Raw genomic sequence first — 22,434 nt, 5'->3', positions numbered from 1 at the left:
GGGGTGCCCGCGCTGTCGGCGGGCCGTGCCACGATAGTACGCGGGCGGCGACCCCGCGCCGATCCAGTGCCGGAGGTGAGACCCGTGAGCGAAGCGCATGCCCTGCGCCGCTGGCTCGGGTCCGGGCTCGACGCCGTGCGCCGCGATCGCGGTCGGCTCGACGCGATCAACGTCTTCCCGGTGGCGGACTCCGACACCGGCACCAACGTCTACCTCACCCTTCAGGAGGGCAACCGCGCCATCGCGCGCCTTCCCGCGGACGCCTCGCATCGCGACGTGGCCGCCGCGTTCGCGCGCGGCGCGCTCATGGGGGCGCGCGGCAACTCCGGGGTGATCGTCAGCCAGTACCTCAGCGCGCTGCTGCGGGTGATCGACGCGCACGGCGGTCTCGAGAGCGTGGGCACCGAGGGCCTCGCGATCGCGCTCGCGCGCGCCTCGGAGGCGGCCTACGCGGCGGTCGGCACGCCCGTCGAGGGCACCATCCTCACCGTGTCGCGCGCCGCGGCGGGCGCGGCGGCCGAGGTCTCCGCGCGGCGCGGCACCCGCGAGGAGACCATCGTCGCGGCCGTCGACGGCGCGCGCGGCGCGCTGGCCCGCACCACCGACCAGCTGCCCAGCGCGCGTGCCGAGGGCGTGGTCGACGCGGGGGCGGCGGCGCTCGTGCTGCAGCTCGAGATGCTCGCCGAGACCATCGCCGGCAAGGGCGCGCTGGTCGACCACCCCGAGGTCGCGTGGGGCGTGCCCGGCCGCGGCCGCCACACGGTCCAGCCGGGCCATCCCGGTCATGGCGACCCGCACGGCGGCGCCTACGAGGTGATGTTCGTCGCGGATCGCGACGAGGACGCGCGGGCTCCCATGGTCGCGCGGCTCGGGGAGGTCGGCGACTCCGTCACCGTCACCACGGGCCACGGCCTGCTGCACGCCCACGTCCACACCGACCATCCCGACCGGGCGGTCGCGGTCGCCGAGGACGTCGAGGCCCACCAGATCGTGGTGCGCTCGATCGCGATGAGCATGCTCCAGGACCGCGCCGCGACCGGCGTGGTCGCGCTCACCACGTGCCCCGGGCTCGCCGAGCCGCTCGCGGACGCGGGAGCCGTCGTGCTCGTGGTGCCCGACCCGACCGCGATGCGCAAGCGCGACCTGCGCCGAGCCGTGCGGGACGCCTCCGGTGCCGAGGCCATCGTCGTCGCGGGGGATCCCGCCCTGCTCGCCACCGCGCGCGAGCTCGCGGACCGCCGCGGCAAGCCCGACCTCGTGCTCATCGACGCCTCCCACGAGGCGCACGTCGTGGCCGCCGTCGCCGCCTCCGCGCTCGCCACGCCGGGCGAGGACGTCGCGGGGCTGATGCGGGACGCGGTGGCGTCCACCGCGGTCGGCGAGAGCACGGGCGACGCGCTCGACGAGGACCTGGACCGGCTCGTGGGGCCGTCCACCGACGTCGTGACGCTCGTCCTCGCGCGCGGCGTCGCGACCGGGATCGCCGACGAGGCCTGCGCGTCGGTCGAGGCGCGCGCGCCCGGCGCCGAGGTCGCCGTCTACCGCGGCGGTCAGGAGTGGCCGCCCATCCTCATCGGCGTCGAGTCGGTGCCCGCGTGAGCGCGGCGCGCGACCGGCCGCCCGCGGGCCGCCTCGACGAGCCGCTCGAGAAGGTCCTCGGCGCGCGCACCGCGGGCTCGCTCGAGAAGCTCGGCCTCGTCACCGTCGGCGACCTGCTCCGCCACTACCCTCGCCGCTACGGCGCGCCCGGCGAGCTGACGGCGCTCGCGGAGCTGCGCGTGGGCGAGCATGTGACCGTGATGGCGAAGGTCCGCACCGCCACCGTGCGCCAGATGCGCTCGCGCGGCGGCGCGATGCTCGAGGCGATCGTGACGGACGGCCGCGACAGCCTGCAGCTCACCTTCTTCGCCAAGCGTGCCGGCGTCCTGCGCATGCACGAGGACAAGCTCCGACCGGGGCGCCGCGGCCTGTTCACCGGCACCGTCGGCGACTATCGCGGCCGGCGGCAGCTCACCCACCCGGACTACATCCTCGTCGGCGTCGACGCGGCCGACGAGGGTGAGGCGATGGCCGAGGCCTCCCGCCCGATCCCGCTGTACCCGGCCGCCGCATCGGTCCCCACGTGGCGCATCGGCCGAGCCGTGCGTGCGGTGCTCGACCCGCTGACCGAGGCCGACGTCCCCGACCCCGTCCCTGCGGAGCTCCGCGAGCGCCGCGGTCTGCCCACGCTGCTCGAGGCGCTGCGCCTGGTCCACGCGCCCGAGACCGAGGCCGACCACCGTCGCGGCCGCGAGAGGCTGCGCTTCGAGGAGGCGCTCGTGCTGCAGACCGCGCTGGCGCGCCGCCGCGCGGATCACGATGCGCTGGCCGCCACCGCGAGGCCCGCCCGCCCCGGCGGGCTCGTCGACGCGCTCGACGCCCGCCTGCCGTACGACCTCACCGCGGGCCAGCGCGAGGTGGGCGACACGATCGCCGCGGACCTCGCGCGCGACACCCCGATGCTGCGCGTGCTCCAGGGCGACGTGGGCGCCGGCAAGACCGTGGTCGCGCTGCGCGCCATGCTCCAGGTGGTCGACGCCGGCGGCCAGGCCGCGCTCCTCGCGCCCACCGAGGTGCTCGCCGCCCAGCACGCCCGCTCGCTGCGCGCCCTCCTGGGCCCGCTCGCGGAGGGCGGCATGCTGACCGCCGCCGACGACGCGACCCGCGTGGTGCTGCTCACCGGCTCCCAGGGCTCGCGCGAGCGCCGCGCGGCGCTCGCCGAGGCCGCCTCCGGCGCCGCGGGGATCGTCGTGGGCACGCACGCGCTGCTGAGCGAGACGGTGCAGTTCGCGGACCTCGGTCTCGTGGTGGTCGACGAGCAGCACCGGTTCGGCGTCGAGCAGCGTGACGCGCTCCGCGCCCGGGCCGCACGCGTGCCGCACACGCTCGTGATGACGGCGACCCCGATCCCGCGCACGGTCGCGATGACCGTCTTCGGCGACCTCGAGACCTCGGTGCTGAGCGACAGGCCCGCGGGACGCCAGCAGACCGCCACGCACCTCGTGCCCGCCGGCAACGAGGCGTGGGTGCAGCGCGTGTGGTCACGCGTGCGCGAGGAGGTCGACCGCGGCGGCCGCGCGTACATCGTGTGCCCGCGCATCGACGGCGATGCCGAGGAGGAGGCCGAGGAGCCGCCGCTCGACGCGTTGGACGATGCGGGGGAGGCCCCCGCGGACCGTCCGCCGCTGGCCGCGGTGACGGAGGTCGCCGAGCTGCTGCGCGCCACCCCGGCGCTCGCCGGCGTCGGGGTCGAGGTGATGCACGGCCGGCTCGCGCCGGAGGACAAGGACGCGGCCATGGCGCGCTTCGCCTCCGGCACGTCGCCCGTGCTCGTCGCGACGACCGTGATCGAGGTCGGCGTCGACGTGCCTGAGGCGACCGTGATGGTGATCCTCGACGCCCAGCACTTCGGCATCTCCCAGCTCCACCAGCTGCGCGGCCGCGTCGGCCGCGGCGACAAGGCGAGCATCTGCCTGCTCGTGTCCCACGCCGAGGACGGCACCGTCGCGCACGAGCGGCTCGCCGCGCTGGCCGCCACCACCGACGGCTTCGAGCTCGCCGAGAAGGACCTCGAGCTGCGCCGCGAGGGCGACGTGCTCGGCGCCGCGCAGTCCGGCGGACGCAACTCGCTGCGGCTGCTGCGCGTCGTGCGCGACGCCCGGGTCATCGAGGAGGCCCGCGAGGAGGCCTCGGCCCTCGTCGCGAGCGACCCCGCCCTCGAGGGATGCCCCGCGCTCGCGGACGCCATCGCGGCCCAGCTGGGCGAGGAGCGGGAGGACTTCCTCGCGCGCTCGTGACCGCCTAAGGTCGCTGGTATGCGGCCTCCTCATCGCGTGCGGCGGGGCGACGTCGCGCGCGGGCTGCGCCTCGTCTCCGGCGGGCAGAGCGGGGTGGATCGCGCCGCGCTCGAGGTCGCGGTCGGGCTGGGGATCCCGTACGGCGGCTGGTGCCCCGCGGGCGGCTGGGCCGAGGACATGCAGGAGCCTCCCGGCCTGCGGAGACGGTTCCCGGGACTGACGGCGACGGTGTCGACCGACCCCGCGACCCGCACGCGGCTCAATGTGCGCGAGGCGGGTGCGGTGCTCGTCGTCGAGGTCGCGGGCGCCTCGTCGCCGGGCACGCGCGAGACGCTGCGCGCGGCGCACGAGGAGGGGCGGCCGGTGCACATCCTGCCGATCGACGTCGCGCGGCCCTTGTGGCTCGCGGGCGCCGCGCGCCAGGTCCTGGTAGGGGCGCTGCGGGAGGCGCCGGGCACGCCGCCGGTGCTCGACGTCGCGGGCCCTCGCGAGTCGGAGGCGCCCGGGATCCAGGCCGCGGCCGCGGCGCTGCTGCGCGAGATCCTTGCGCCGTTCGGTGCTCAGCCCGCGTAGTACTGCGCCACCGTGATGCCGCCCGGCAGCGGCACCTCGTGGTCGAGCGAGACGAAGCGCCCCGCATCGTCCTGCCACAGCGCCGGCTCGAGCAGCGCGTACTTGTCCTCGTCCCACGTCGCCCAGTCGTCGAGCAGGAGCCCGCCGGTGTCGCTTGAGTTGGGATTGACGCACCAGAACGTGTGGCTGAGGCCGCGCTCGACGATGAGGTCGCGCACCGCCGTCATCCAGCGGTCCTGACGCTCGTCCTGCCCGAGCCGACCGCCCCACTCGCCGATCAGCACGGGGGCGATGCCCTCGGAGTCGAGGTAGAGCCAGTGGGGCTCCCACACGTCCCGCTCGAGCGAGTCCCTGCTGAACGCGGATCGGAACCACGGCTGCTCGTACACCAGCGGCCCGTACTCGTGCGGCGAGTACACCAGCCGGTCCTGGAAGCGGCCCAGGTCCACGGGGTGCTCGGCGGCGCCGCGCAGGTTCCCGCCCCACCACGTGGTGTCGTAGTCCGCCGGATCGGTGGAGGCCCACGACCCGCCCGCCCGGGGGTAGGACTCGACGCCCTCGACCAGCACCAGCACATTCGGGTGGATCGCGAGGATCCGCAGCGCCAGGTCCTGTGCCACCGCCCGCCAGTCCCCGGACGCCGTCCCGCCGCCCCAGGTGGCGCGCGGGCTCTCGCCGGCCTTGCCGTGCGGCTCGTTCTCGAGGTCGAACGCGACGATCGTGTCGTCCTCCCGGTAGCGCCGGGCGACCCACTCCCAGGCGTCCACGAAGTCCGCGGAGGTCACCGCGCCCGCGAACCACATCGGCGCCATGTGGCCGTTGTCGTCGGCCAGCGCCGAGTGGACGTCCAGGATCACCTTGACGCCACGCGCCTTGCAGCCCGCGAGGAAGGCGTCGAACACCTCGAGCGTCGTCATGCCCGCCTGCGGCCCGGCCTGGTTGACGCTCCCGGAGATGGTCGCGCGTCCGGCCCTCCACTCGAGCAGCAGCTCGGTCGAGACGGGCACGCGCAGCGTGTTGATGCCGCGCCGCGCCACCTGGTCGAGCACGGCGTCCATGTCCGCGGTCCACAGCCCATGCAGCACGCGCGCGGAGGTGTTGAAGCCGAACCAGCTCGCGCCGGTCATCCTCACGTCGTGACCCTCGAGGTCGACGATGCGCGCGCCGTCCGCGCGCAGCCAGTCGTCGCCGTCGCCTGCCGCGGCGGGGGCGACCGCCGCGGGGGACGATGCGCCGGTCGCGGCGGGCGCGGGGCTCGCCGTCGCCTCGGCCCCGCCCGTGCAGGGCAGGTCCGCCGCCGCGGGGGCGCCGCCGTCCGCGGTGAACCCGACCTCGGTGGAGGTCCCGGCCGCGAGGGCGCCGTTCCAGTCGACCGGACCCGCGGTCATGCGCCCGGTGTCGCCCGCCGCCAGGGTCGTGTTCCACGCGCCCGACACCACCGAGGAGCCCACGTCGACGGACACGGTCCACGTGTCGAGCGCGACGGCGGCCGTCACCGTGATCGTCGCGGTGTAGCCGCCCTCCCACGCGTCGCGGATGTCGAGCGCGGCCGTGCACGCCGGCTCCTCGGCGCGGACCGTGGTGGACGGCGACGGCGTCGCGCTCGGGGTCGTGCTCGGCGACGGGGTGACGGCCCGCGCCGCGGCGGAAGGCGAGGCGGTCGGGGTCGGGGCCGGCGCATCGTCCCGCGCGAGCGCCGAGACGGAGAGCACGCCGCCCACGCTCGCCGCGACGATCCCGACGGCGGCCGCGGCGGCGCGCAGCCCGCCCGGCACGCGCTCGACCAGCGTCCTCACGTCCACGCGCCGTCCCTTCCCTCGGGGTCCACCGGGATATCGGCAGGTGCATGAGGTCCCCCATGTGAGCGTTTACATTCGTAGTCATGACCGAAGCCATCCGCTCCGATCGCCAGCTGTCCGCCCTGCGTGAGCTCGCCGCGCGCGAGCTGTCGCGCGGGATCCTCCCGTTCTGGGAGTCGCACGCGTTCGCCGAGGACGGCACGCTGCGCGGCGGCGTGAGCGACGACCTGTCCTACCTCGACGACCTGCCGCGCCACTCGGTGCTCGCGGCCCGGATCCTGTGGACCTTCGCGTCCGCGGCTGCCGCGCTGCCCGACGAGCGCGAGCGGCACCTCGCGACCGCGCGGCGCGCCCTCGACCTCCTCGTCGGCCCCATGTGGGACGAGCACCACGGAGGCGTGTACTGGGCGCTCGCCGCCGACGGCACCGTCGCGGACGACCGCAAGCAGGTCTACGCGCAGGCGTTCACCCTGTACGGCCTGGCCGCGTGGGCGCGCGTGACCGGCGACGCGGACGCGCTCGAGCGGGCCCTGTGGCTGGCCGGCACCCTCGACGACACGGCCCGCGACCTGGAGTACGGCGGCTACGTCGAGGCGCTCGCGCGGGACTGGACGCCCACGGACCGGCTCGCGCTGTCCGAGGTCGACCCCGACGTGCCGAAGTCGATGAACACCAACCTCCACATGCTCGAGGCGCTCGCCGAGCTGCTGCGCGCCTCCGCGGACCTGTCCGCCCGCGAGGCGCTCGAGTCGCTGCTGCGCACCGCGCTCGACTCCATCGTGGTGACCGCGCCGTTCACGCATTGCGCGCTGTACTTCGACGAGGGCTGGGACCCGTGCTCCGACGGTGTCTCGTACGGCCACGACATCGAGACCTCGTGGCTCCTGTGGGACGCGTGGGAGGCCCTCGCGGCGCACGGCGTCGACGACGCCGACCTCGAGTGGCGCGTGCGCGAGGCGGCCCTCGCGCTCGCGGAGGCCGTCCGCACCGAGGGCGTCGACGCCGAGGGCGCCGTGCTCTACGCGGGCACCCCCGACGGCCCCACCGACCGCGACCGCCACTGGTGGCCGCAGGCCGAGGGCGTGGTCGGCTGGCTCAACGCCTTCCAGCTCGGGGGGCGCGCGGAGGACCGCCGCGCCGCGATCCGCGCGTGGGACTACATCGAGACCTACCTGGTGGACCGCGAGCACGGCGAGTGGTTCGCGCGGCTCGACGAGCGGAACCGGCCCCGCACGGGCGGTGCCGGCGACCTCAAGATGGGGCCCTGGAAGTGTCCGTACCACAATGCCCGCGCATGCCTGGAGGTGCTGCGCCGCGTCGAGGCCTGACCCCTAGGCTGGGGGCGTGACCAGGATCATCTCCGGCCGCTGGGGTGGCCGACGCCTCGCGGTGCCGCCCCGCGGCACGCGCCCCACCACCGACCGCGTGCGCGAGGCCGTCTTCAGCCGCCTCGACCACCAGGATGTGCTGCGGGGGGCCCGCGTGCTCGACCTGTTCGCCGGCTCGGGCGCGCTCGGATTCGAGGCGCTGAGCCGCGGCGCGTCCCACGCGACCCTGGTGGAGGCCGATGCGCGGGCCGTGGCGGTCCTGCGCGGCAACGTCCGCGACCTGGCCGCCGGCACGAGCGCGCGCGTGGTCAAGGAGCGGGTCCGTCCCTTCCTGTCGCGCGAGGCGGGGCCGTGGGACGTCATCGTCCTCGACCCTCCGTACGACATCCCCCGTGAGGACCTCGCCGCGGTGCTCGAGGCCGTCGCGACGCGCCTCGCGCCCGGCGGGATGGTGGTGCTCGAGTGGGCGTCGCGGGCGGGCGAGGCGCCGTGGCCGGCGCAGCTGCGGCCGGTCGCCGCGAAGGCCTACGGGGAGACGGCCGTGCACTACGCCGAGTCGGCGGCGGTCCGGTTGGACGCCAATGCCGACGGCGGTAGCGTCGACGCATGACCACCGCAGTCTTCCCTGGCACCTTCGACCCCGTGACGTGGGGGCACGTCGACATCGCGACGCGCGCCCGCTCGATGTTCTCCCGCGTGATCCTCGCCGTCGCCCACAACTCGACCAAGACCCCGCTGCTCGACCTCGAGACCCGCGTCGCGCTCGCGACCCGCGCCGTCGCGCCGCTCGACGGCGTCGAGGTCGTCGCCGTCGACGGGCTGCTCGTCGACTTCTGCCGCGACGTCAGCGCCGGCGTGATCGTCAAGGGCCTGCGCGGCGGCTCCGACTACGACTATGAGCGCCCCATGGCGCTCATGAACCGCTCGCTCACCGGCATCGAGACGGTGTTCATCACGGGCGACAACGCGCTCAGCCACGTGGCGTCGTCCCTCGTGCGCGACGTCGCGCGCCACGGCGGCGCCATCGGCCGCTACGTGCCCGAGGGCGTCGTCGACGCGGTCTCCGCGGCGCTCGCGACCGGGCGCGCCTGACGCGCGCCGGCGGCCCCCGCGCGGGCCGCGGGTAGACTCCCCGGAGGCGGCCGCACCTCACCCATCCGGGGAGGGGGGTCGCACGAGGCCGAGCAATTGGCCGAATCGGCCCTCATCGCGTACAGTTGTGGGCTGGCCCTGCCGACAAGGCGAGGCCGAGGTCCCCGCGGACCGGAACGACCAGGAGGCGCGTGTGGCTCACACTTCACGCCCTGCCCCCTCGCCGTACACCTTCTCTGTTCGAGATGTCGTGCGGCGCCCGGGTGCGCAGCGCATCGTCTCCGAGGCCTTCCCGGCCCCCGCGGTCCTCGGCACCGACCTGATCGGCGTGCCCGAAGGCGCGGAGGTGAGGCTCGAGCTGAGTTTCGAATCCGTGCAGGAGGGCATCTGGGTCTCCGGAACCGTCAACGGGACGGCGATCGGGGAGTGTGGACGGTGCCTGGACGAGGTGCGGCAAGAGATCGCCGCGCCGGTGCAGGGGCTGTTCGAGTATCCCGACACGCGCTCCGCGGGCGAGGACGAGGACTCGGAGGACGTCTTCAAGTTCGACGGTGAGAACCTCGAGCTCGAAGAGGTGGTGCGAGACGCGGTGGTGACGAGCCTCCCGTTCACACCCCTGTGTCGCCCGGACTGCCCCGGGCTGTGCGACCAATGCGGCGCGCGGCTCGCGGACGACCCGGACCACACGCATGATGTGCGGGACCCTCGATGGGCCGCGCTCCAGAGTTTCATCAACGAGAAAGAGAGTTAGCCGTGGCTGTTCCGAAGCGCAAGATGTCGCGCAGCAACACGCGTGCACGTCGTTCGCAGTGGAAGACGACCGCTGCCAACCTTTCGACCTGCCCTCAGTGCAAGGCCGACAAGCTGCAGCACACCGCCTGCCCCTCGTGTGGCGCCTACAACGGCCGCCAGTACGTCGAGGCGCTGCGCACCGAGCACGCGGGCTGAGGTTCACGCCTCACGGCGTGACGCGAGCATATGAGCATTCCGGGGCAGCAGGCAGCTGACGCCCTGATCAGCAGGTTGGGTGTCCAGGTGGACCCCGACCTGCTGGTGCTCGCTCTCACGCACCGCTCGTTCGCGTACGAGGCCGGCGGCCTCCCCACGAACGAGCGCCTGGAGTTCCTGGGCGACTCCGTGCTCGGCATCATCGTCACGGACCGCCTGTACCACGCGCATCCCGACCTCCCCGAGGGGGAGCTCGCGAAGATGCGCGCCGCGTGCGTCTCACAGCGCGCCCTGTCGCAGGTCGCCCGCGAGATCGGCCTCGGCCCCTGCATCCTGCTGGGCAAGGGCGAGCGCGCGACCGGCGGCAACGACAAGGACTCGATCCTCTGCGACGCCTTCGAGGCGATCCTGGGCGCGATCTACCTCACGCACGGCATCGACGTCGCGCGCGAGGTGGTCCTGCGCCTCGTGGGTCCGAGCCTCGCGATCGCCGCCACGTCGGGCGTCGCGCTCGACTGGAAGACCTCCCTGCAGGAGGCATGCGCCGAGCGCGGCCTCGGCAGCCCCGTCTACGAGGTCGTCGGCGAGGGCCCCGACCACGCGCGCCGCTTCACGGCGACCGTCGTGATCGCCGGCGAGCCCAAGGGCACCGGCACCGGCACCGCCAAGAAGCACGCCGAGCAGGACGCCGCCGCGGAGGCCTACGCGGCCGTCACCGCCGACGCCTGAGCCGCCGGGCCCCACCCCCTCCGCCGTGCCCGAGCTCCCCGAGGTCGAGACCGTCCGTCGCGGCCTCGAGACCCTGGTCGCGGGCACCCGCATCGACGCCGTCGAGATCCGCCGCGACTCCTGCGTCCGCCTGCTGTCGGGCGGCCCCGCCGAATTCTCCGCCCAGGTCACCGGCCTCACCCTGTCGCGCCTGGTCCGTCGCGGCAAGTTCCTGTGGGCGGAGCTCGCGCCCACGGCGGGGGACGATGCGCCGGTGCTCGCCCTGTCGGCCCACCTGGGCATGTCGGGACAGTTCCGCGTCCACGCCGATGCCCCTGAGCCGCACCGCCACTGCCGCGCGCGGTTCACCCTCGCGGCGCCCGATGCCTCCGCGCTCACCCTCGACTTCCTCGACCAGCGCACGTTCGGCTACCTCCACGTCGAGCCGCTCGTGCCCACGCCCGACGGCGGACCCGGCGGCCGCGGCACGCCGCTGCCCCTCCTGCCCGCCTCCGTGGCGCACATCGGCCGCGACGCGCTCGACCCCGGCCTCGACCGGACCGCGGCGACCCGGGCGCTGCGGCGCGGCACACGCGGGATCAAGCAGGTGCTGCTCGACCAGACGGTCGTGAGCGGGATCGGCAACATCTACGCGGACGAGGCGCTGTGGCTCGCCCGCGTCCACCCGGAGCGGCCCGCCCACGCGCTCACCGCATCGTCCGCGCGCACGCTGCTGGAAGCCGCGCGCGAGGTGATGGAGCGCGCGCTCGCCCAGGGCGGCACGAGCTTCGACGCGCTGTACGTCGATGTCAACGGGGAGTCCGGCTACTTCTCGCGCTCGCTCGAGGCGTACGGCAGGGCGGGGGAGCCGTGCTCGCGGTGCGGGTCGCCGCTGCGGCGCGAGAGCATCGGCGGGCGGTCGACGCATTGGTGCGCCCGGTGCCAGCGCCGTTGGACCGCGCGTCGCGCGGGTCCCGGGTCCTAGGACCGCGATACCATTCGTCCTATGTCTGACATCACCGTGCTGGTCCTCGACGACCACGAGGTCGTGCGCCGTGGCATCTGCGACATCCTCGAGCGCGCCGACGGCATCGCCGTCGTCGCCGAGGCGTCGACCGTCGCGCAGGCGGTGCGCCGCGCCGAGGCGGTGCGGCCGCAGGTGATCCTGTCCGACCTGCGCCTGCCCGACGGCACCGGCCTCGACGTGATCAACCACGTCCGCGCCAAGCTGCCGGAGACCCGCGTGGTGGTGCTCACGAGCTACGACGACGACGAGGCCCGCGCGGCCGCGCGCAACGCCGGCGCCGACGTGTTCCTCGCCAAGACCGCCGACTCGCACGAGGTCCTCAAGGCCGTCCGCGACGCCGCCTCGGGTCGCGAGCACGGCCAGCACATCTCCGTCCACGAGGACGACGTGGTCGCCCGGCTCACGCCGATGGAGCGCCGCGTGCTCGACCTCGTCGGCGCGGGCCTCGCGAACCGCGAGATCGCGGACAAGCTCGGGATCGCCGAGAAGACCGTGAAGAACCACGTGACGAGCGTGCTGGCCAAGATGGGCCTCCAGCGCCGCACCCAGGTGGTCGCGTGGGCGACCGCCAAGCGCGCGCACTCCTTCCGCGGCTAGCGGCGCGGGGCCGGCGGCCGCCGGCCGGCGGGCTTGGCCTGTCGACCCTGGTCCACACGGCTTCTGCACCTGCGGGCGCTCACCTCGGGGTTTGGCGCGCGAGTTGCAGTGGAGAGCGCTCTCGCGCGGCTTCGTGTGTGATCAGGGCAGCGCCAGCGCCACGCGCGCGAACGTCAGCCGGCGCCCTCGACGTTCCACTCGGCGACGGTGCCGGGACGCTCCGCGCCCGGGCGCGACGGCGCGAGCGTGAAGGTGCCGTTGCGACGCAGCGCGCGGTTGGCCAGGTTCGACGTGCCCGAGTGCCGGTTGGTCGCCCCGCCGGGGCCGATGCCGTCGTCGACCACCTCGACGACGAGGCGGCCGTCCGCGCCCGACACCGCCATGTACACCGAGGTCGCCTGCGAGTGCCGCGCGACGTTGGAGAGCATCTCGCGGACCACGGCGACGAGGTCGTCCGACAGCGACGGGTCGCCGCCCACGGCGTGCGACACCTGCCCCCAGTCCACCTGGACGCGCGGCGCGAAGCCCATCGAGTCCGTCGCCATGACGATCTCGCGGCGGATGCGCTCCGAGATGGGCTCCGACGTGCGGTGCCCGGACAGCGAGCTCATGACGCCGCGCACCTCGTGCTGGGCCCGCTTGACGTGGTCGAGCGTGCGCGACAGGCGCGCCGCGATGCGCGGCTCGACGTCGTGCGAGATCGCCTCGATCTGCATCGCGGTCGCGAACAGCTCCTGCGACACGAAGTCGTGCAGGTCGTCGGCGAGGCGCTGGCGCTCCTCGAGGAGCTGCGTCTTGCCCTTGACGTGCGAGAGCTCCGCGACCGACAGCGCCATCGCGGCCTGCGTCGCGAAGCGCTGCGCGATCTCCAAGTCCTCCGCGGTGAAGGTCGGCATGCCGCGGTCGCGCCACAGCATGAGCAGCCCCACGGGACGGTGCTCGGCGCTCAGGGGCGCGTAGAGGGTGGGGCCGAAGCCGCGGACCACCTCGAGGACGGTGTTGCCCGGCGGCTCGGCGGAGATCACGCCGAGCCCGGACTCGATGACCTCGAACGCGCGGCCCTCGGTGGGCAGCTCGAGCCCCAGGAGCGCGGTGGCCTGCGGCCCCGCGGTGATCTCCATGGTCCACGTGCCGTCCATCCCGGGCAGCACGAGCGCCACGTTGACGGCGCCGGCGAGGTCCTTGGCCGAGCGCACGATGGTCTCGAAGACCTCCTCGTCGCCCGGGTCCGCGAGCAGCGCGGTGGTGATGTCCTGCGACGCGTTGAGCCAGCGCTCGCGCGCGAGCGCCTTCTCGTACAGCTGCGCGTTGTCGATCGCGACGGACGCCGCCGCGGCGAGCGCCTCGACCGCGGCCTCGTCCTCGGGGGTGAACTCGCCGGGCTTGCTCGCGAGGTACAGGTAGCCGAACACGCTGCCGCGGACCTTGAGCGCGGTGCCGAGGAACGAGCCCATAGGCGGGTGGTGCCTGGGCATCCCCTGGAACGCGGGGTGCTGCGTGAGGTCCGCGAGCACGAGCGTGCCCTCGTCGGGGATGTTGCCCAGCACGCCCACCGCGTTCGGCGCCCGCCGGATGTGCTCCCACACGCCCGACGGCATGCCCTTGTAGTGGAAGTCGACGCTGATGCCGTCCTCGTCGAGGACGTTGATCGCCGCGTACTTGGCGTCCGTCTGGTCCATCAGCGCCGTGAGGAGCATGTCCAGCGTGTGGGCGAGGTCGAGCTCGAGGTTGAGCGACACGATCGCGTCCGTCATCGCGTCGGACAAGCGCGACTCCTTCCGGGGGGCAGGTTCAGTCATCGAGGCTCACCACCGCATCCGCCAGGTCGAGAAGGCTGAGATCGTGCGTGACGAGGACAACGGTACGGCCCTCCGCCGTCATCCGTGACACCATCGCGCGCAGCGCCGAGGCGCCGGAGTCGTCGAGGTGCTCGGCCGGCTCGTCGATGAGGAGCACCGGCGCCGGCACCAGGCTCGTGCGCGCCAGCAGCAGCCGGCGCCGCTCGCCGCCCGAGACGGTGCGCCCGCCCGGGCCGAGCTCGGTGTGGATGCCGGCGGGCAGGCCCCGCACCCACGCGTCGAGCCCGACGAGCGCGAGCGCGACCCACGCCTCATCCTCGGTCACGTCGCCGCGCGCGACGCGCAGGTTCTCGAGCACGGTGGTGCCGAACACGTGCGCGTCCTCGGCCGTCATCGCGATCGTCGTGCCGGTGAGCGCGGGGGAGACCTCCGTGCCGCCGAGCGTGGCCGTGCCGGCGGCGGGCGGCAGCGCGCCCGCGAGCGTCGTGAGCAGCGTCGTCTTGCCCACGCCCGAGCGGCCCACCACCGCGAGCACCGCCCCGGCATCGACCGTCGCGGTCACCGGCCGGGTGGGCTCCGCGCCGGGCCACGCGACGCTCAAGCCGTCCAGCACCAGGGACGATGCGCCGGTCATGCGGGCGGGCGCCGCCGGCTCGGGCGCGTCCTCGGCCGTGAGCTCGGCGAGGCGGCGCGCGGCGGCCGCGGAGCGGAAGTACTGCTGGACCGCGGCGGGGACAGCGCCCATGGCCTCGAACGCCGCGAGCGGCAGGAGGGCCACCACCGCGGCCGAGGGCCCGTCGAGGTCGCCGGACCGCACCGCGAGCACGCCGAGCGCGACGAGCGCGATGACGGCGAGCCCCTGGAACAGCGCCTGCGCGCCGGCGGCCCACGCGGCGGGCCGCGCGGCGAGCTCGTGCGCGTGCTCGGCGTCGCGGTCGGCGCCGGCGAGCGCGGCATCCGCCTCGTCGAGGGTGCCCCACACGCGGTGCTCGGCGGCGCCGTCCATGGCGGACAGCGCGGCCGCGGTGACCTCGGCGCGGGCACGGGTGCCCGCCACCGCCGCGATGCGCGCGGAGCGGGCCGTCAGGACGGCGGGGACCACGCCCGCGAGGATCAGCGCGACGCCGAGCGCGAGCCCCGCGAGGGGGATGAGCGCGCCCGCGATCGCGACGGCGATCGCGGACACCGTGACCGCGACGCCGACCGGGATGACGGCGCGGACCACGGCGTCGCCGATCGCGTCGAGGTCGGCGCCCATGCGGGCGACGATGTCTCCGCGGCGCAGGCCGAGCACGGTGCGGGCGCCCGAGCGCGCGAGGCGGTCGTAGGCCCGCTCGCGCAGGGTGACGACGCCGCGAAGCGCGGCGTCGTGGGACGCGAGCCGCTCGACGTAGCGGAACACGCCGCGCGAGATGCCGAAGAACCGGACCACGGTGGCGGCGAGCGCGACGTCCGCGGGCGAGGGCATCTGGGCGGCCTTCGCGATGAGCCAGGCTGACACGGCCGCGAGGCCCACAGCGGAGCCCAGGGCCATGGTGCCCGCGAGGATCGCGCGGGCGATCGCCCAGCGCGTCACGCCGGTGTCGCGGATCGCGGCGCGCAGGACGGTGGGGTCGGACTCGGGTCGCGCGCTCACGCGGCCACCTCCGTGCGGGTCGCGGTGACCTCGACCACCGCGTCGGCGGCGGCGAGGACCTCGGCCTCGTGGGTCGCCACGATCACCGTCGCCCCGGCGTCCGCGAGGGCTCGCATCCGGGCGATCACGTCCGCGCGCGACGCGCGGTCGAGGTGGGACGTGGGCTCGTCGAGCAGCACGAGCGGCCGCCCCGACTCGAAGGCGCGCGCGAGGGCGCGGCGCTGGCGCTGCCCGAGGGAGAGCGTGCGAGCCGAGGGGCCGAGGTCGGGGCGCTGCGGCACCCACGCGACCTGGGCGAGCCAGGACGGCTCGTCGACCGCCGCATCGTCCCTCAGCACGGCGGCGCCGGCCACCGCGACCGTTCCCGCGTCGAGGGGCAGCAGACCGGTCAGGGCGAGCAGGGCCGTCGACTTGCCCTCGCCGTTGGGGCCGCGCAGGGCGGTCACCGTGCCGGGGGCGGCGGCGAACGTGAGCGGGCCGGGGGCGAGGCGCGTGCCGTCCGGCGTGGCGACGGCCAGCCCGGCGACCGTCAGCGTGGCGCCGCGCAGCGCGGGCGCGGGCCCGAGGGACGTGCGCTCCCGCGCGCCGTCGGCCCCGTCGAGCAGCGTGAACGCGGCGTCGGCCGCGGCGAGCCCGTCGGCAGAGGCGTGGAAGTGGGTGCCGACGTTGCGGATCGGCAGGTAGGCCTCGGGGGCGAGGATGAGCACCGCGAGGGCCGTCTCGATGCCGATGCCGCCGTCGATGAGGCGGAAGCCCATGGTCACCGCGACGATCGCGACGGCGAGCGTGGTGAGCAGCTCGAGCACCATGCCCGACAGGAAGGCGACGCGCAGCGAGCCCATCGTGGCGCGACGCTGGGCGTCGCCGAGCTCGCGCACGCGTGCGGCGGGACCGCGCTCGCGGCCCAGCGCCTTGAGCGTCGGCAGGCCCTCGATCAGGTCGAGCGTGCGCGTCCCGAGGCGCTGTATGGCCTCGAGGTGGCGCTCCGACCGCTCCTGCGTCACGAGACCCACGAGGATCATGAAGGCGGGCACGAGCGGCAGCGTCGCGACCACGATGACCGCGGACAGCCAGTCGAGGCCGAGCACCACGACGATCATCACGGGCGTGACGGTCGCCGCCAGGGCGAGCTGCGGCAGGTAGCGCACGAAGTACGGCAGGAGGTCGTCGAGCCCGCGCGTGACGAGTGTCGCGACGTCGGCGGTGCGTGAGGCGCCCCAGCGCGGGCCGCGCGCGACGACATGGGAGACGACCATCTCGCGCAGCTGCGAGACCACCCGGACGCCCGCGCGGTGCGCGAGGCGCTCCTGCAGCCACTGCACGGCCGTGCGCGCGGCGACGACGCACGCGAGCAGCGCGAGCCCGGTCGCGAGCGAGCGGGCCCCCTCGGGGACGATGCGCCCCCACCAGCCGAGACCGTCCGCGTCCAGCGGGGCGGGGGACAGGATGGGCGCGAGCATGCGGGCGAGCAGCAGCGCCTGGGCGAGGATGAGCAGGGACGTCAGAAAGCCCAGACCCGCCGTCACGAGGATGTGACGGCGGGCCGGGCCGATCCGACGGATGAGCCGCGGATCCAGGGGCTTCATCTAGACGGTGGTCTTCCGCTTGGGGAAGAACGTGAGCTCGCTGTGCTCCGGGATGTGCTCCATCGACAGCCGCTTGCGGAACACCCAGTAGGTCCACGCCTGGTAGGCGAGCACCACCGGGGTCATGATCACCGCGACCCACGTCATCACCGTGAGCGTGTAGTCCGTGGACGACGCGTTGTCGACGGTGAGGGAGTTCGCCGGGTCGTTGATGGCGGGCATGACGTTGGGGTACATCGAGCCGAAGATCAGCAGCACGGCGCCCACGATCGCGACCGCGCTCGCGATGAACGCCCACCCGAAGCGGCCCTTGAGGGTCGAGAACCACGCGCCGACGAGCGCGACCGCGGCGAGCGCGACGGCCGCCCACGTCCACGTGTTGCGCGAGTAGGCCAGCTGGGCCCAGACGGCCCACGCGCCGGCGACGACGATGGTCGCGAGCGACGCCTTGCGGGCGAACGCCTCGGCGCGCTCGCGGATCTCGCCGTCGGTCTTGAGCGACAGGAAGATCGCGCCGTGGGAGAGGAAGATCGCGAGCGTGACCAGGCCGCCGAGCAGGGCGAACGGGCTGAGCAGGTCGAAGAAGTTGCCCACGTACTGGTGGTCGGCGTCCAGCTTGACGCCGCGCACGAGGTTGGCGAACGCCACGCCCCACAGGATCGAGGGCACCCAGGCCGAGCCGATGATCACGTAGTCCCAGCGCGAGCGCCAGGCCTGGTCGTTGATCTTGCCCCGGTACTCGATCGCGACGGCACGCACGATGAGCGCGACGAGGATGAGCAGGAGCGGCAGGTAGAACCCGGAGAACATGGTGGCGTACCACTCGGGGAACGCGGCGAACGTCGCGCCGCCCGCGGTGAGCAGCCACACCTCGTTGCCGTCCCACACGGGGCCGATGGTGTTGAGGACCACGCGGCGGCCCTTGTTCGAGCGGCCGATGATCGGCATGAGCATGCCGACGCCGAAGTCGAAGCCCTCGAGGACCAGGTAGCCGGTCCACAGGACCGCGATGAGGATGAACCAGAAGTCGGACAGTTCCATGAGCGGGGACTCCTTAGTACGCGAACGACAGCGGCGTGGACTGGTCGTCGTCCTTGCGGACCACGGGCTCCTCGACCTCGGGGGCGCCCTCGACCGAGTAGCGCTGGATGAGCCGGAACCAGAACACGGCCAGCACCGCGTAGACGACGGTGAACGTGATCATCGACGTGAGGATCTCGCCCGCGCTGACCGAGGACGAGACGCCGAACTGCGTCATGAGGAAGATCTCGTCGGAGCCCGTGGGGTTCGGGGCCACCACGAACGGCTGGCGCCCCATCTCCGTGAAGATCCAGCCGAAGCTCGCCGCGAGGTACGGCATCGGCAGGGACACCAGCGCGAGCGTCCTCATCCAGCCGGGCAGCGCGGTGCGCTTCTTGCGCGTGAACCACAGGATGCTCAGCGCGAGCGCGGCGGAGAACGCCGCGAGGCCGATCATGAGGCGGAAGGACCAGTACGTGACCGCGAGGTTGGGGCGGTACTCGATGGTCTCGCCGTCGGGCGTGGTCGCGCCGTAGCGCTCCGCGTACTGCTCCTGGAGCTGGTCGAGGCCGGTGACCTCGGCGTTCCAGTCGCCGGTCGCGAGGTAGGACGTGAGGCCGGGGATCTCGATGAGGTGGCGGACGGAGGCAGGGTCGTCGCCCGCGAGGTTGCCGATCGCGAGCAACGAGAACGGTGCGGGCTGCTCGGTGTCGATGATGCCCTCGGCCGCGGCCATCTTGATGGGCTGCTGCTTGAACATCAGCTTCGCCTGCAGGTCGCCGGTGATGAGGACGCCGACGCCCGCGAGGATCATGACGACCGCGCCGAAGCGCGCCGCGGTGCGGTACATCGACACATCCGGGTGGTCGGCGTCCTCGCGGTGCTTGCGGACCATCCAGTAGACGGCGATGCCCGACACGAAGGTCCCGGCGACCAGGAAGGCGGTCGCGATGACGTGCGGGAAGGCCACCAGCGTGGTGTTGTTCGTCAGCACGGCGCCGATGTCGTTCATCTCGGCGCGGCCGGTCTCGGGGTTGTACTCCGCGCCGACGGGGTGCTGCATCCACGAGTTCGCCGCGATGATGAAGTAGGCCGACAGCAGCGAGCCGATCGAGAAGCACCACACGGTGAGCAGGTGCACCTTCTTCGGCAGGCGGTCCCAGCCGAAGATCCACAGGCCCAGGAACGTCGACTCGAGGAAGAACGCGAGCAGCGCCTCCATCGCGAGCGGCGCGCCGAAGATGTCGCCGACGAACCGGGAGTACTCGGACCAGCTCATCCCGAACTGGAACTCCTGGACGATGCCGGTGGCGACGCCCAGCGCGAAGTTGATCAGCAGCAGCTTCCCGTAGAACTTGGTGAGACGCAGCCACCTCTCGTTGCCCGTGCGGACCCAGGCGGTCTGCATGATCGCGACGAGGATCGACAGGCCGATCGTGAGGGGGACGAGGACGAAGTGGTAGACGGTGGTGATACCGAACTGCCAACGGGCAAGCTCGAGCGCATCCATGGGACGGGGACCTCCTTGGGTGTTCCTACCGGGAAACCTAGTGCCGGCGCCGGCTCGGCGCACCGGGACAAAGGTCCCTGGAGGCCCGATCGCACCAGCGAGGACGCCGCGAAGGGGCCTGGTGGCAGGGCGGATGGCCGTCGGCGGATCGTGTCTCGATCGGGACACGGCGCGTGACACGCGGCCGGATACCCGTGTCATGAGCCTCCTGTGACACAATGGCCTGCAGGTCAGGCATCCAGCCACACCGGATGCCCACCGCGCGACAGACGCAGCGAGGACGTAGCTGCCAGTCCCGCCGGATCACGCAGGCCTACAGGCCATCTGCGGAGAAATCGGGGATGGGCGCTCGAGATCGCCGCTGTCCGCCGCGACCAGCAGACTTCCGTGGCCGCTTGCGAGCCACGAACGACGATGAGGTCGGGACCGCGTGTGGGCGGTCCCGATTCGAGGTACCCGCGTTGAGCGAGGAAAACACCACCCCCGACAGCCCCGTCGCCGCCCCGATCTTCCAGGCGCCCGAGCCCACCCGCTCGCGTCGCGCCTCGGCACCGGCCGGCCCTCCCGCGGCGGCCACCCCGCCGCCGGTGTCGGCGACCCCGCCGTCCGCGTCGCCGTTCTCGGCCCCCAGCGCCCCCGCGCCGGCCGAGGAGCGCACCCCGGACGAGGCCCCCAAGCGCAAGCGCTCGGGCGGCAAGAAGAAGCCGAAGGCGACCGACGCCGAGCAGGCGACCGAGGCGGCCGAGCCCACCGAGGCCGCGGCCGAGCCGGCGTCCGAGCGTCCGGCGCGCCGCCGCGCGCCCTCCAAGGCCAAGGCCGAGGAGGCACCCGCCGAGCCCGAGGCCGACGAGGAGCAGACGGACGAGGCGTCGGACGGCGACTCCGGCGACGGTGACGGCGAGGGCGGCCCGCGCCGCCGCCGCCGGCGTGGCGGCCGCGGCCGCGGCAAGAAGCGCCCGAACGAGGGCGGCTCCGACGCCGAGGAGGGCGCCGAGGCGCCCGGGGACGACGAGCCCGCCGACGAGACCGACACCGAGGCCTCGTCCGAGGGCGACGAGCCCGGCGACGACACCGATGGCGAGGGCGGCACGCGCCGTCGCCGCCGCCGCAGCCGCGGCTCCCGGACCTCCTCCGGGTCGTCGTCGACCTCGTCGTCCGGCGCATCGTCCCACGACGACCAGCTCCAGGGCTCGACGCGCCTCCAGGCCAAGCGCCAGCGTCGCCGCGAGTCCCGCGACGGCCAGCGCCGCCGCCCCGTGATCTCCGAGGCCGAGTTCCTCGCCCGCCGCGAGTCCGTCAAGCGCTCGATGGTGGTGCGCGAGAAGGACTCCCGCGTCCAGATCGCCGTGCTCGAGGACGACGTCCTGGTCGAGCACTACGTCTCCCACCAGGCGCAGCAGTCGATGGCGGGCAACGTCTACCTCGGCCGCATCCAGAACGTACTGCCCGGCATGGAGGCCGCGTTCGTCGACATCGGCCGCGGCCGCAATGCCGTGCTGTACGCCGGCGAGGTCAACTGGGACGCCGCCGGCCTCGAGGGCAAGGCCAAGCGCATCGAGCTCGCGCTCAAGCCCGGCGACACCGTCATGGTGCAGGTCACCAAGGACCCGATCGGCCACAAGGGCGCCCGCGTCACCTCGCAGATCTCGCTCGCGGGCCGCTTCCTGGTCTACGTCCCCGGCGGCGGTGTCACCGGCATCAGCCGCAAGCTGCCCGACACCGAGCGCAACCGCCTCAAGAAGCTGCTGCGCGAGGTCATCCCGTCGGACGCGGGCGTCATCGTGCGCACCGCGGCGGAGGGCGCCTCGGAGGAGGAGCTGCGCGCCGACGTCGAGCGCCTCAAGCGTCAGTGGCAGACCATCCTCGACGAGTCCAAGCCCGGCACCAAGGCGCCGAAGCTGCTGCGCGGCGAGCCCGACATGGCCATCCGCGTGGTCCGCGACATCTTCAACGAGGACTTCGACTCGCTCACCATCCAGGGCGACGACACATGGAACTCGCTGTCCATGTACGTCGGCCAGGTGGCCCCCGACCTCATGCCGCGCCTGCACAAGTTCGTGGGCGACCGCGACGTGTTCGCGGAGTCGCGCATCGACGAGCAGCTCGCCAAGGGCATGGACCGCAAGGTCTGGCTGCCCTCGGGCGGCTCGCTCGTCATCGACCGCACCGAGGCCATGACGGTCATCGACGTCAACACGGGCAAGTTCGTCGGCAAGGGCGGCACGCTCGAGGAGACGATGACGCTCAACAACCTCGAGGCGGCCGAGGAGATCGTCCGCCAACTGCGCCTGCGCGACATCGGCGGCATCATCGTGATCGACTTCGTCGACATGTTGCTCGAGGCCAACCGCGACCGCGTGCTGCGCCGCCTCATCGAGTGCCTGGGCCGCGACCGCACCAAGCACCAGGTCGCCGAGGTCACCTCGCTCGGCCTCGTGCAGATGACCCGCAAGCGCGTGGGCCAGGGCCTGGTCGAGGCGTTCTCGGAGACCTGCGAGCACTGCAAGGGCCGCGGCTTCCTGGTCCACGGCGAGCCCGTGGCCGAGGCGAGCGAGAAGCAGCCCGAGACGCGCCGCTCGCGCGGCTCGCGCGGCGGCCAGCAGAACCAGCAGTCCCCGCAGCAGAAGCAGCAGGGTGGTCAGCAGGGCCAGCAGCAGAAGAAGCAGCAGCCCGAGGAGCAGCCCGCGCCGGTCGAGCCCGACACGCACGCACACGGCGAGACCCACGCGCTCGACGACCGCGAGGAGGCGCGCGCCGCGGTCAAGGCGACGCTCGCGTCGATCGCTGCCGCGGCCGAGAAGGCGCACCACCACGACGACCATGACGAGGTCGTCACCGACGCCGGCGACGCCGAGAAGGTCATCGACGTGCCGATCATCCTCCCCGAGCCGGGCGAGCAGGCCGACGGCGAGTAGGCCCGTCCACGCATCATGAACGAGGCGCGTCCCGCGAGGGGCGCGCCTCGACGCGTGTCC

Annotated in this window: 18 protein-coding genes; 12 read left to right on the top strand and 6 right to left on the bottom strand. The window is 73.8% G+C overall.

The window, feature by feature from the left end; translation table 11 throughout:
• Window positions 1–84 precede the first annotated feature (84 nt).
• From AOM04_RS08705 to AOM04_RS08695, 3 genes are read left to right on the top strand one after another with little or no spacing between them, the layout of a single operon-like run.
• Window positions 85–1,599 carry a DAK2 domain-containing protein gene (locus tag AOM04_RS08705; protein ID WP_062464363.1) on the top strand — a complete coding sequence of 505 codons (1,515 nt, stop codon included), beginning with the start codon at window positions 85–87 and terminating at the stop codon, window positions 1,597–1,599.
• A complete protein-coding gene (locus tag AOM04_RS08700) occupies window positions 1,596–3,836 on the top strand; it encodes an ATP-dependent DNA helicase RecG (protein ID WP_062464362.1) in 2,241 nt (746 codons plus the stop codon). Before AOM04_RS08705 ends, AOM04_RS08700 begins: the two co-directional genes overlap by 4 nt.
• 18 nt (window positions 3,837–3,854) lie before the next feature.
• Window positions 3,855–4,409: a YpsA SLOG family protein gene (locus AOM04_RS08695; RefSeq protein WP_082104516.1), complete on the top strand. Its 555-nt coding sequence runs from the start codon at window positions 3,855–3,857 to the stop codon at window positions 4,407–4,409.
• Here AOM04_RS08695 and AOM04_RS08690 read toward each other — a convergent pair.
• Entirely contained in the window at window positions 4,397–6,211 is a 1,815-nt protein-coding gene (locus AOM04_RS08690; protein WP_062464360.1) for a cellulase family glycosylhydrolase, read from the bottom strand. The genes AOM04_RS08695 and AOM04_RS08690 overlap by 13 nt on opposite strands.
• Window positions 6,212–6,291: 80 nt before the next feature.
• Here AOM04_RS08690 and AOM04_RS08685 point away from each other — a divergent pair, with 80 nt between their 5' ends.
• From AOM04_RS08685 to AOM04_RS08650, 8 genes are all read left to right on the top strand, one after another.
• Complete coding sequence (locus AOM04_RS08685; protein WP_062464359.1) at window positions 6,292–7,536, top strand: AGE family epimerase/isomerase; 1,245 nt, start codon at window positions 6,292–6,294, stop codon at window positions 7,534–7,536.
• 16 nt (window positions 7,537–7,552) lie between these two features.
• Complete coding sequence (gene rsmD / locus AOM04_RS08680) at window positions 7,553–8,146, top strand: 16S rRNA (guanine(966)-N(2))-methyltransferase RsmD (protein ID WP_062464358.1); 594 nt, start codon at window positions 7,553–7,555, stop codon at window positions 8,144–8,146.
• Complete coding sequence (gene coaD / locus AOM04_RS08675) at window positions 8,143–8,628, top strand: pantetheine-phosphate adenylyltransferase (RefSeq protein ID WP_062464357.1); 486 nt, start codon at window positions 8,143–8,145, stop codon at window positions 8,626–8,628. The genes rsmD and coaD overlap by 4 nt, the downstream gene beginning before the upstream one ends.
• A gap of 250 nt (window positions 8,629–8,878) precedes the next feature.
• Window positions 8,879–9,379, top strand: coding sequence for a YceD family protein (locus AOM04_RS08670; protein ID WP_228373673.1), 501 nt, complete (start codon window positions 8,879–8,881; stop codon window positions 9,377–9,379).
• Between the two features lie 2 nt (window positions 9,380–9,381).
• Window positions 9,382–9,576 (top strand): 50S ribosomal protein L32, encoded by a 195-nt coding sequence (gene rpmF, locus AOM04_RS08665; protein ID WP_042216516.1) that lies wholly within the window; start codon window positions 9,382–9,384, stop codon window positions 9,574–9,576.
• A gap of 30 nt (window positions 9,577–9,606) precedes the next feature.
• Complete coding sequence (gene rnc / locus AOM04_RS08660; protein ID WP_062464356.1) at window positions 9,607–10,305, top strand: ribonuclease III; 699 nt, start codon at window positions 9,607–9,609, stop codon at window positions 10,303–10,305.
• Between the two features lie 25 nt (window positions 10,306–10,330).
• Complete coding sequence (mutM, locus tag AOM04_RS08655) at window positions 10,331–11,269, top strand: bifunctional DNA-formamidopyrimidine glycosylase/DNA-(apurinic or apyrimidinic site) lyase (protein WP_062464355.1); 939 nt, start codon at window positions 10,331–10,333, stop codon at window positions 11,267–11,269.
• A 21-nt stretch (window positions 11,270–11,290) separates the two neighbouring features.
• Window positions 11,291–11,908 (top strand): response regulator, encoded by a 618-nt coding sequence (locus AOM04_RS08650; RefSeq protein ID WP_062464354.1) that lies wholly within the window; start codon window positions 11,291–11,293, stop codon window positions 11,906–11,908.
• A gap of 173 nt (window positions 11,909–12,081) precedes the next feature.
• Here the strand turns inward: AOM04_RS08650 and AOM04_RS08645 are convergent, their stop codons facing one another.
• From AOM04_RS08645 to AOM04_RS08625, 5 genes are read right to left on the bottom strand one after another with little or no spacing between them, the layout of a single operon-like run.
• Window positions 12,082–13,674 (bottom strand): GAF domain-containing sensor histidine kinase, encoded by a 1,593-nt coding sequence (locus tag AOM04_RS08645; protein ID WP_062464353.1) that lies wholly within the window; start codon window positions 13,672–13,674, stop codon window positions 12,082–12,084.
• A 25-nt stretch (window positions 13,675–13,699) separates the two neighbouring features.
• Window positions 13,700–15,343, bottom strand: coding sequence for a thiol reductant ABC exporter subunit CydC (cydC, locus tag AOM04_RS08640; RefSeq protein WP_062464352.1), 1,644 nt, complete (start codon window positions 15,341–15,343; stop codon window positions 13,700–13,702).
• On the bottom strand, window positions 15,340–16,929 hold the full coding sequence (locus tag AOM04_RS08635; RefSeq protein ID WP_062464351.1) for an ABC transporter ATP-binding protein/permease: 1,590 nt from the start codon (window positions 16,927–16,929) through the stop codon (window positions 15,340–15,342). The genes cydC and AOM04_RS08635 overlap by 4 nt, the downstream gene beginning before the upstream one ends.
• Entirely contained in the window at window positions 16,930–17,970 is a 1,041-nt protein-coding gene (cydB, locus tag AOM04_RS08630; RefSeq protein WP_062464350.1) for a cytochrome d ubiquinol oxidase subunit II, read from the bottom strand. It abuts the gene before it with no gap.
• Window positions 17,971–17,983: 13 nt separating this feature from the next.
• Window positions 17,984–19,459 carry a cytochrome ubiquinol oxidase subunit I gene (locus AOM04_RS08625; RefSeq protein ID WP_062464349.1) on the bottom strand — a complete coding sequence of 492 codons (1,476 nt, stop codon included), beginning with the start codon at window positions 19,457–19,459 and terminating at the stop codon, window positions 17,984–17,986.
• A gap of 251 nt (window positions 19,460–19,710) precedes the next feature.
• Between AOM04_RS08625 and AOM04_RS08620 the strand changes: the two genes are divergently transcribed.
• Window positions 19,711–22,374 (top strand): Rne/Rng family ribonuclease, encoded by a 2,664-nt coding sequence (locus AOM04_RS08620; RefSeq protein WP_169816427.1) that lies wholly within the window; start codon window positions 19,711–19,713, stop codon window positions 22,372–22,374.
• The last annotated feature ends 60 nt before the right edge of the window (window positions 22,375–22,434 follow it).

Source organism: Demequina soli (assembly GCF_000971195.1).
Taxonomy (GTDB): Bacteria; Actinomycetota; Actinomycetes; order Actinomycetales; family Demequinaceae; genus Demequina; species Demequina soli.
The sequence above is the reverse complement of the archived record's forward strand: the minus strand, read 5'-3'. Positions and strand labels throughout refer to the sequence as shown.

Bases quoted from the DNA above. Each gene is read 5' to 3' on its own strand.
- AOM04_RS08695 (WP_082104516.1), top strand. From the start codon at position 3,855: ATGCGGCCTCCTCATCGCGTGCGGCGGGGCGACGTCGCGCGCGGGCTG.
- AOM04_RS08685 (WP_062464359.1), top strand. From the start codon at position 6,292: ATGACCGAAGCCATCCGCTCCGATCGCCAGCTGTCCGCCCTGCGTGAG.
- coaD (WP_062464357.1), top strand. From the start codon at position 8,143: ATGACCACCGCAGTCTTCCCTGGCACCTTCGACCCCGTGACGTGGGGG.
- rnc (WP_062464356.1), top strand. From the start codon at position 9,607: ATGAGCATTCCGGGGCAGCAGGCAGCTGACGCCCTGATCAGCAGGTTG.
- AOM04_RS08650 (WP_062464354.1), top strand. From the start codon at position 11,291: ATGTCTGACATCACCGTGCTGGTCCTCGACGACCACGAGGTCGTGCGC.
- AOM04_RS08635 (WP_062464351.1), bottom strand. From the start codon at position 16,929: ATGAAGCCCCTGGATCCGCGGCTCATCCGTCGGATCGGCCCGGCCCGC.
- cydB (WP_062464350.1), bottom strand. From the start codon at position 17,970: ATGGAACTGTCCGACTTCTGGTTCATCCTCATCGCGGTCCTGTGGACC.
- AOM04_RS08625 (WP_062464349.1), bottom strand. From the start codon at position 19,459: ATGGATGCGCTCGAGCTTGCCCGTTGGCAGTTCGGTATCACCACCGTC.
- AOM04_RS08620 (WP_169816427.1), top strand. From the start codon at position 19,711: ATGCCCACCGCGCGACAGACGCAGCGAGGACGTAGCTGCCAGTCCCGC.